This window comes from Mesobacillus jeotgali (assembly GCF_900166585.1).
GTDB lineage: Bacteria > Bacillota > Bacilli > Bacillales > Cytobacillaceae > Mesobacillus > Mesobacillus jeotgali_A.
Map to the genome: position 1 here is coordinate 995,218 of NZ_FVZC01000008.1, position 8,495 is coordinate 1,003,712.

An 8,495-nucleotide genomic window follows, 5' to 3' on the forward strand; every position below is an offset into this window, starting at 1 on the left:
ATTGGGAGAATTACAACATGGCCCATGATTGGAATGGTCAGTATCAACAAAAATAGTGTTTCCCACTTGGTTAACAAATTCTTCACCTGCTAAAAAAAGACTTAAAAAAGCGATAAGGGTTGTTATCTGGTTTTTGTTGCTCTGGATGAAGGCTTTCATTCGTCAACCCCTGATGAGTTATAAGGGTATTAACCTCTATATTAATTTCCGCATTAGCGAAAATGTCATCCCATTCAGGCTCAATTCTTTTCCACTCTTTAGGAGATGTTTGGTGAATAATCAATCCGAAATCTGTTATATCAGTCTCTAGTTCTTGTAGTTTATTTATGGACGAAAGCATAAGCCCCTCAACTTCCTGGGAGATTCTCTTTTCGACTTTCTTGAGAAAGGATTCATTAAGCTTTGCCAGTGTCATATTATCGGCAAGTGTTCCCTCGATCTCCGTTTGAATATCTATCTTTAGCTGTTTTCCTTCTAGATGAGGAACAATCTTTGTCTTGGCTTTTTTTACTTCTAATGATGCCCTATCACGTTCACCCAGCATGGCTGTGATGGTTCCGCCCTTAACTAGATTTAATAGCCAATTAAGCCCCGTGGATTCTTTTATGTTAAGCTTGCCAACCATTTTATTGTTTTTAATGACAGCTGTACCTGTAATGGCAGTGACCTTTTGATTAACGGAATCTTGAACAGATATAATCGGGACATAAGCATTAAAGTGATGACCAATAAGAAATCGATAAAATTCATAAAGCTTGGTCGGTGTATACACGGAAATAAATTTTGTTTGCTCTAAGACAGATACAAGCTCTGTAGAAGAAAGATCTTCATATAGAGTAGGGATATTAAAGATTTCCCTCGGATCCTTGTCCGAAATAAAAAGGTAACCATTTAGTCGGAACATTTGGTCACGCCGAAGAACATCCAGTGCTAAGGGGAAATCTGTTTCCTTTGCCAGCTCTTCACCAATGATAATTGTATTAGTATGTCCAAAATTGAGCCGTCTTTTTGTTATGCGGATAAACTCTCGGCCTATTTCAATTAATGAGTCACCCCTTAATTCAAGAATAATATGGTTTCCACTGCTTTTTCCGCCAGATTGACCTGCTTGTGCACTCGTTGGTTTGATAATTTCAATGCTTCCTTTAATCTCATTTCCATCCTTATCCAACCCAATTCCTTGAACAAAGGCAGATTCGCTAATATCTTGGCTATTCCAGCAGCCTGTTAAAATTAAAGGGGTGCACAGAATAAAAGAAAATAGTCGTTTCATTGTTTATCACCTGTATCCGGTAATGACTTAACTTTTGTTGATCGTTTGTTTGGTATGAATTTTGGTCGATGTTTAAGCCATTTGGTTGGAAAACGAATAAAAGCATCTTTAAAGTCATGGAAGTAAGTGGGTGCTAACGGTGACATGTAAGGAACACCAAGTGAGGTCAAGGACACCATATGGGTAACTAAACCAAGTAGTGCAACAATCAACCCGAACGGTCCAAACAAACTGCTCGAAATTAATAATGCTATCCGAGTCAAGGCTGTGATATCGGCAATCGGGGTAACAATAAATGCGGAAATATAAGAAACTGAGATAATCACAATAGTCGGTGCTCCCACAAGGCCAGCTGATACAGCTACTTGTCCCAAAATCAAGGCACCAACAATACTTAATGCCGGCCCTACAGCTTGTGGGAGTCTTACTCCTGCTTCGCGGACCACTTCAAACATTAAAATCATCAGTGCTATTTCCAACCAAAGTGAAAAAGGCACTATCTCCCGTGCTTCAATAATCGGAATAAGAAGATCTGATGGAATCATTTCTTTGTTGAAATTTAGCGCAGAGATGTACAAAGATGGAAGGGTGGTACTTAATATAAAAGCCATGAATCGAATTAACCTAATAAATGAACTGTAATAAGGCCTGGAATTGTAATCTTCGATTGATTTTATGTTATCCAGAAAGAAAAGTGGGATGTATAAACTGACAGGGTCTCCGTCAGTTAAAATTAAAATTCTTCCATCTAAAAGCAAAGCTGATGCCGTATCTGGTCTTTCCGTATTGCCTATTGTCGAAAAAATAGAATAAGGATGGTCTTCAATATATTGTTCGATATCTCCCGAACTGCGAATCGCATCCACTTTGATCTGATTAAGCCTATTCTTAGTCCGATTGATTATTTCTGGATCTGCAATTCCTTTAATATAAGCGATTACGATAGATGTCTGGCTAAATTCACCGATTTTTATTGTATCGAACTGTAATGCAGGATGAGAAATTCTTCTTCGCAGTAAAGAAATATTGACAGCGGATGATTCAATAAACCCATCCCGCGCCCCGCGGACAGCTTTTTCGGATACAGGTTCCTGTACTGCGCGGAGAAATTCAAATGCTTCTACATGAACGATTAAACCTTTATCAATACCATCAATAATCACCAACAATTTTCCTTTTAAGACTTCCTGAACAGCAGTTGTAAGTTTCCTTTCATCAGTAACCCTTTTGACGGAGAGCTTTTCTTTAATTTCGGTTAGAGGGTCCTGTTCAATATTCTGGAATGGCTCCTCTACAAGTGGTTTTAAAACATTCTCACGGACCGTCATTTCCAAGACTAAACCATCAATGAATATAATGAGTACTTGTCGCAATTCACCATTTTGAAAACGAATCGGGAATCGGCGGTATACAACATCCGGACTGTTTCCTAACTGTTTTTTAAGATCATATTCATTTTCCTCAATTTTCAACGAAAATGCACATGGTTGATCATTGGCAACCACTGTTTGTCCCATTCCTTTATTTTGAAATCTATGCATTATTTTTTTGATTTTGGACGGACGTTTCAACAGGAATGCTCCTTTAAAATGATTTTGGTTATTATTTGTATATATAGAAAAAATATGTGTGATCAGATATCTAATTCTTTTTCAGAAAAGGGATGCAGAATCTTACTGAAACTGAATTCAAGTTTACTCTTCTTTGAGAATCCAACCATAATGACAGCAACCAGCTGTAAAGGCTACAAGTAAAATGTTGATGTTATCAGAATAGTAGGGGTGCTGTGACTTCTTTTCTCGTTGGAGTGGAAAAATCTAAAGAACGAATCAAAGGCAGCAAATTATTTAATTCATATTAGTAGAGTAAAAGTGTGAAATACTTAAATTTGTTCTCTATATGCAAAATAACTAAGGGGTTGAAATAATGAAAACATATCCAATTTTAGAGGGAAAAGTAGCGATTATAACAGGTGCAGCCATGGGAATGGGAAAAGCAACTGCAGAGTTATTTGCAGAGGCAATGGCGAAAGTTGTTATTGTTGACTTTAATGAAGAAAAAGGAAAGGAAGTAGTAGACGGAATATTAGCAAATGGCCAAGAGGCCTAATTTGTTAAAGTAGATGTTTCTAAGCCTGAAGAAGTAGAAAATATGGTGAAAGAAACAGCCGAAAAATATGGCTGTCTCGATGTTGCTGTAAACAACGCTGCTTTGACACTCGATGATAAATTTATTACAGAATTAGATGATGAATACTGGGATCGATTAATGAGCGTTGACTTGAAGGGTGTCGTTTTATCAATGAAGTACGAACTGCAGCAACTAGTAAAACAAGGAGATGGCGGTTCCATCATTAATATTTCTTCAGTAAGTGGTCTCCGTCCGCAACCGCAAACCTCGGTATACGTAGGTGCTAAACATGGTGTAGTAGGTTTGACGAAGAATGGGGCTTTAGAATATGGTAAACATAATATTCGAATTAATTCTGTTGCACCCGGTGCAGTAGATACACCAATGTTGCTGGTGCTATCGAGCAATTTGGATTTGATGCAAAAGAATATGCAAAGAAACTCAGTCTGTTAGAAAGGTTTGCACAGCCGGAAGAAATTGCCCAAGCCACTATGTGGTTAGCTTCTGATTATTCTTCCTATGTCACGGGAACAACGCTCCATGTAGATGCTGGATATACAAGTATGTGATCTACCCAACAGATTAACCTCTTATAAATTATTATATGAGGTTTTTATTTTGGAAGGTCTTTACTATGGATCAACCTAGAAAAGGCGTTTGAGTTAGGCCGTTAAAATATCCTAGGTCCCCTTTTTAATAACTAAAGAAACGTGTTCATAACCGTTAAAGGACTTTTGGAAATAAATATTTGGTGTTCATGGAGTGTAAACCTGAAGGGGGTTATTCGAATAATGCATTGTTCAATACTAGTATTCTTTTTGATTTCTATTTATTAGAGTCATGTAATTTTTGAAGTTTATATATAACTTTATCCAATCGTTGACTAAGCTGAACTGTTTTAAGACTGTTTAGGCCTTCTGAGATGCCGTTAACAATCATTTTCCTACGAAGATTATTGATGACTAACAACAAACATTCCTTTGAACAATTCATTTTCTTATACCTCATTCACATCCTTATTTAATCAATTATTTTATCATCAGGTTTATTTTTTAGCAAGAATACAGACAACAATCTTAGAATGGAAGCTGTTTAAGAAATAGCAGATAAATATATAGAAAAGAGGTGTAATCTTATTGCGTGAGTACATGTGCTTTATAATAAAAGATACGACAGGAAAATGGTAAATAGATGAACTTAAACCCAAGGGTACCTGTTAAACTGTTTGTGCACTTTTCTTAGAAGCAAGAGGTGAGGGTAAGCACTAAAAATGCAAAAAACCCTTGCATTTGCAAGGGTTTTTAAGGATGGAGAATAGGGGGCTCGAACCCCTGACCTCAACGCTGCCAGCGTTGCGCTCTCCCAGCTGAGCTAATCCCCCGTATCTGTTAGATAAGGTACAAGAAAGATTATATAACCTTATTGAATGACATGCAAGACAAAGTTTCGCAAATTAGCAAAAAAGCCGCCAATCAGCGGCTTTTCTCATAAACCTTCAATTTCAACCCGATTGATGCCATCTATTTCAGACACTGCTTCATAAACATCTGTAGTCTTCCTGCGAAAGTCTACTGTCACAATCAGCTGGACCAGCTGATTTCCTTCTGCAAGGTCTTTGATGCGGACATTCTTCAAAGCAATTTTTTCAGCTTTTATCCTGGTGATGATATCTGCGATGCTTTCCCGGCTATTCACATTGAATTGCAAACGAATCTCTTTTTCCCTTAATTGTCTTGGGCCAATGAAGGTCATAAGAAAGGGTATGAATTCGACGCTCACGATTAGAAGAACTACACCGGCAATGGCCTCAATATAAAATCCTGCACCAACCGTAATTCCAATCCCGGCTGCACCCCAAATCATCGCAGCAGTAGTCAAACCGGAAATCGTATCATTTCCTCTTCGTAAAATTACCCCTGCTCCCAGAAATCCAATTCCGGAAACGATCTGTGCTGCCAGGCGGAGAGGATCCATCGTAATATTGACATCTTCGTCCCCGGGGAACATGTAAGCCGACTCACTGGATACAATCGTCAAAAGACAGCTGACAATCGATATGACCAGGCTCGTTTTAAGTCCCACCGGTTTTCTTTTAATTTCCCTTTCGAGACCGATGACAAGGCCCAGGAAAGCAGAGATTCCAAGTTTAAGTAATATTTCCATATCCATAGAATAAATCATTCTGATCTCCTGCCCCTAAGTAGATGTAATTACTTTCCCTTAAAATAACGAGTTAAACACAATCATCCAATAAAAATTTAAATTAATGAAAGATAAAAATTACATTTCATTGTAAAATACATATAATTCATTTGTTTAAAGCAAAGGAGAATGGAAATGGACACACCAAGAGTAAATCCCTATATGGCAGTTGCAATCGGCGTAGTTGCTGTATCGACTTCTGCCATTCTGGTAAAAGTTTCATCAGCGCCGTCCGGTGTCATTGCGTTTTATAGATTATTCTTTTCTGTACTATTCATGCTGCCGGTATTTCTAATAAAGTATGTTTCAGAACTTCGTCTTATTACGAAACGAGATTGGGTATTCTCAGGGATTGCCGGTATATTTCTGGCCTTTCACTTTATCCTCTGGTTCGAATCTCTAAACTATACTTCAGTTGCAAGTTCCACCGTGCTGGTGACACTTCAGCCGCTGTTCGCATTTATTGGGGCATATTTTTTCTTTAAAGAACGAGTGTCAGTCAAAGCAATTATAAGCGGGGTAATTGCAATCGGCGGAAGCGTCATTATCAGCTGGGGCGATTTTAAAATTAGTGGAAGTGCTCTGTTTGGAGATTTCTTGGCCATTGTCGCATGTGCCTTAGTAACCGTATATCTTTTATTTGGCCAAACTGTGAGGAAGAGGATGTCCTTAATCACCTATACTTTCATCGTCTATAGCATCAGTTCCATCACATTGTTTTTCTATGTGATAGCGGTCGGTGATTCCTTCTATCCATATCCCGCAGGTGATTGGGTTTACTTTATTCTTCTTGCATTGATCCCGACATTGCTTGGCCATACCCTGTTCAACTGGTCCATCAAGTGGATCAGTGCTTCAGTTATTTCAATGGCCATTTTGTTTGAACCAGTAGGAGCAACTGTTTTGGCTTTCTACCTCCTTGGCGAAAAAGTCATTTTGACCCAAATAATCGGTGGGCTGATTGTTATTGCAGGTATAACTTTATTTTTAGTGGATGAAAGAAGAATGAAGCTCAAAAATCAGGCAGAGATAAAATCGATTTCTGGATAGGGAAGTGATTGGAGTTGAAGGTCAGAAAAGCTGCGATAGAAGATTCAGCTGCAATAGCAGGGGTGCATATAAAAAGCTGGAAAGAAACTTATCAAGGGTTAGTTAGCCAAGAATATCTTGATTCTCTAAAGGTAGAGGACCGTCAACCTCTATGGGAAAAGAGTCTTACGGAAACTCCCGATAAATCCCCTGTGTTTGTAGCTGTTAATCCTGAAGGAGAAATAGTGGGGTTTGCATCCTTTGGGAAAGAGCGAACAGGCAAATTCCATGCTGATGGCGAGCTATATGCCATCTACATCCTGAAAAAGTACCAACGAAAACGGATCGGTTTAAAGCTTCTTGAAGTGGGATTAGAGGAAATGTTAAGGCAAAAATATGGTTCCATGCTCGTGTGGGTCCTTAACGACAATGAAAGCCGCAAGTTTTATGAAAGTCTCCAACCGGAAAAGGCAGGAGAAGAGAAGATTGAAATTGCAGGAAAAGAATTTGCCGAATCGGCATATGTATGGAAGGATTCAAAATTACTGCATAAGACAGTAAAAGAAAAAACAATGAGGGGATAGATAAATGGGGTTGGAGAATGTCTTTGAACAGTTTCCTTTGTTGGAAACAGAAAGGTTTTCTTTAAGGGAGTTAAAAACAGAAGATGCCCCACATTTATTCGGTTATTTTTCACAGGATATTGTGACCAAATATTATAATTTGGAGAATTTTACTGAAGAACAGCAGGCCTTTGATCTGATAAATAAGTTCAGCCAGGGCTTTATAGAGAAACGACAGATTCGGTGGGGAGCTGAACTAAAAGATACAGGCAAGGTTGTGGGGACGTGCGGTTTCCATGCTATCGACATAAAACACTTCAAAGCTGAAATTGGGTACGAACTTCATCCTGATTACTGGGGCAAAGGGATGATGCCGGAGATTACGAAAGCAATATTGAGATTTGGATTTGGGACAATGGGGTTAAATCGGATAGAAGCATTGTATCATCCAAACAATGAACAATCGTGGAATGTGCTGAAGAAAAGTGGATTTGAATATGAAGGAACGCTCAGAAAGCGATGGCTGGATAAAGGTAAGTTTGTGGACGCAGCTATCGCATCTATTATTAAAATCCCCTGAGAAGGGGATTTTTTAAATGAATAGGTAAGTGAACCTTGAAAATAGCAGTGCACAAATTATGGAGAACATGAATGTTCCTCCTTGGACTCTTCCTTCTGTGTTGGCAATTTTTATAGCTTCGATATAGGCAACACTGAATAAAAAGATGGCCATCAGTAGTGAAAGGTAAAGTGCGACTGATTGCAGCAAATGAATCACCCCGGTTATTTAGTTTGTCCACAGCATTATATGAGCCCTATCAAAAAAGTATTAATAAAAACATATTTAATAAGAAGAAATCGCTAAAACCATACTAATTCTTTTGCAGTTAAAAATTCTTTTTAAAATTATATTGCAAACATATTTTATCCATGGTATATTTAATCTCGCTTCAGAAAAACAATGCTGAGTTGACAACAACAACATCGCTTTTAGTGAAAAACAAAAACGAAAAATGATGTTGACAATAACAAAACAGCATGGTATATTAATAAAGTCGCTTCTGGGCGACGAACTGAACAACTTGCTCTTTGAAAACTAAACAAACAAGCGTCAACAAACAATAAATTATCATGGCTTCTATTATAGAAGAACATGAGCCAACGTTTTAAATTATGAGCTAACTCATAACTCTTTTTTGGAGAGTTTGATCCTGGCTCAGGACGAACGCTGGCGGCGTGCCTAATACATGCAAGTCGAGCGGATCTTCATTAGCTTGCTTTTGAAGATCAGCGGCGGA

At 38.3% G+C, this 8,495-nt stretch carries 8 protein-coding genes, 1 tRNA gene, 1 rRNA gene and 1 pseudogene; 6 read left to right on the plus strand and 5 right to left on the minus strand.

Translation table 11 applies throughout. The annotated features are described in order from the left end of the window. Window positions 1-82 precede the first annotated feature (82 nt). Both B5X77_RS09960 and B5X77_RS09965 read right to left on the minus strand, forming a co-directional pair. Window positions 83-1,273, minus strand: a complete 1,191-nt coding sequence (locus B5X77_RS09960) for a Ger(x)C family spore germination protein (protein WP_079507569.1) — start codon at window positions 1,271-1,273, stop codon at window positions 83-85. Further along, window positions 1,270-2,844 (minus strand): spore germination protein, encoded by a 1,575-nt coding sequence (locus B5X77_RS09965; RefSeq protein ID WP_079507571.1) that lies wholly within the window; start codon window positions 2,842-2,844, stop codon window positions 1,270-1,272. Before B5X77_RS09965 ends, B5X77_RS09960 begins: the two co-directional genes overlap by 4 nt. 415 nt (window positions 2,845-3,259) lie before the next feature. Here B5X77_RS09965 and B5X77_RS09970 point away from each other — a divergent pair. Beyond that, window positions 3,260-3,856, plus strand: a pseudogene (locus B5X77_RS09970) (SDR family NAD(P)-dependent oxidoreductase). Beyond that, on the plus strand, window positions 3,850-3,972 hold the full coding sequence (locus B5X77_RS23705; protein ID WP_373887807.1) for an SDR family oxidoreductase: 123 nt from the start codon (window positions 3,850-3,852) through the stop codon (window positions 3,970-3,972). Before B5X77_RS09970 ends, B5X77_RS23705 begins: the two are co-directional and overlap by 7 nt. A gap of 256 nt (window positions 3,973-4,228) precedes the next feature. Here the strand turns inward: B5X77_RS23705 and B5X77_RS24000 are convergent, their stop codons facing one another. The 3 genes from B5X77_RS24000 to B5X77_RS09985 form a co-directional block, all read right to left on the minus strand. Continuing rightward, window positions 4,229-4,411 carry a Spo0E family sporulation regulatory protein-aspartic acid phosphatase gene (locus B5X77_RS24000; RefSeq protein WP_079507573.1) on the minus strand — a complete coding sequence of 61 codons (183 nt, stop codon included), beginning with the start codon at window positions 4,409-4,411 and terminating at the stop codon, window positions 4,229-4,231. A 300-nt stretch (window positions 4,412-4,711) separates the two neighbouring features. Next, window positions 4,712-4,784: transfer RNA gene (locus B5X77_RS09980), tRNA-Ala, on the minus strand. Window positions 4,785-4,888: 104 nt separating this feature from the next. Beyond that, on the minus strand, window positions 4,889-5,572 hold the full coding sequence (locus tag B5X77_RS09985) for an MgtC/SapB family protein (RefSeq protein ID WP_079507706.1): 684 nt from the start codon (window positions 5,570-5,572) through the stop codon (window positions 4,889-4,891). A 168-nt stretch (window positions 5,573-5,740) separates the two neighbouring features. Here B5X77_RS09985 and B5X77_RS09990 point away from each other — a divergent pair, with 168 nt between their 5' ends. The 4 genes from B5X77_RS09990 to B5X77_RS10005 form a co-directional block, all read left to right on the plus strand. Beyond that, window positions 5,741-6,655, plus strand: a complete 915-nt coding sequence (locus B5X77_RS09990) for a DMT family transporter (RefSeq protein WP_079507575.1) — start codon at window positions 5,741-5,743, stop codon at window positions 6,653-6,655. Window positions 6,656-6,669: 14 nt separating this feature from the next. Continuing rightward, window positions 6,670-7,218: a GNAT family N-acetyltransferase gene (locus B5X77_RS09995; RefSeq protein WP_079507577.1), complete on the plus strand. Its 549-nt coding sequence runs from the start codon at window positions 6,670-6,672 to the stop codon at window positions 7,216-7,218. 4 nt (window positions 7,219-7,222) lie between these two features. Further along, entirely contained in the window at window positions 7,223-7,777 is a 555-nt protein-coding gene (locus B5X77_RS10000) for a GNAT family N-acetyltransferase (protein ID WP_079507579.1), read from the plus strand. A gap of 613 nt (window positions 7,778-8,390) precedes the next feature. Then, window positions 8,391-8,495: ribosomal RNA gene (locus B5X77_RS10005) — 16S ribosomal RNA — on the plus strand; the annotation flags it as partial.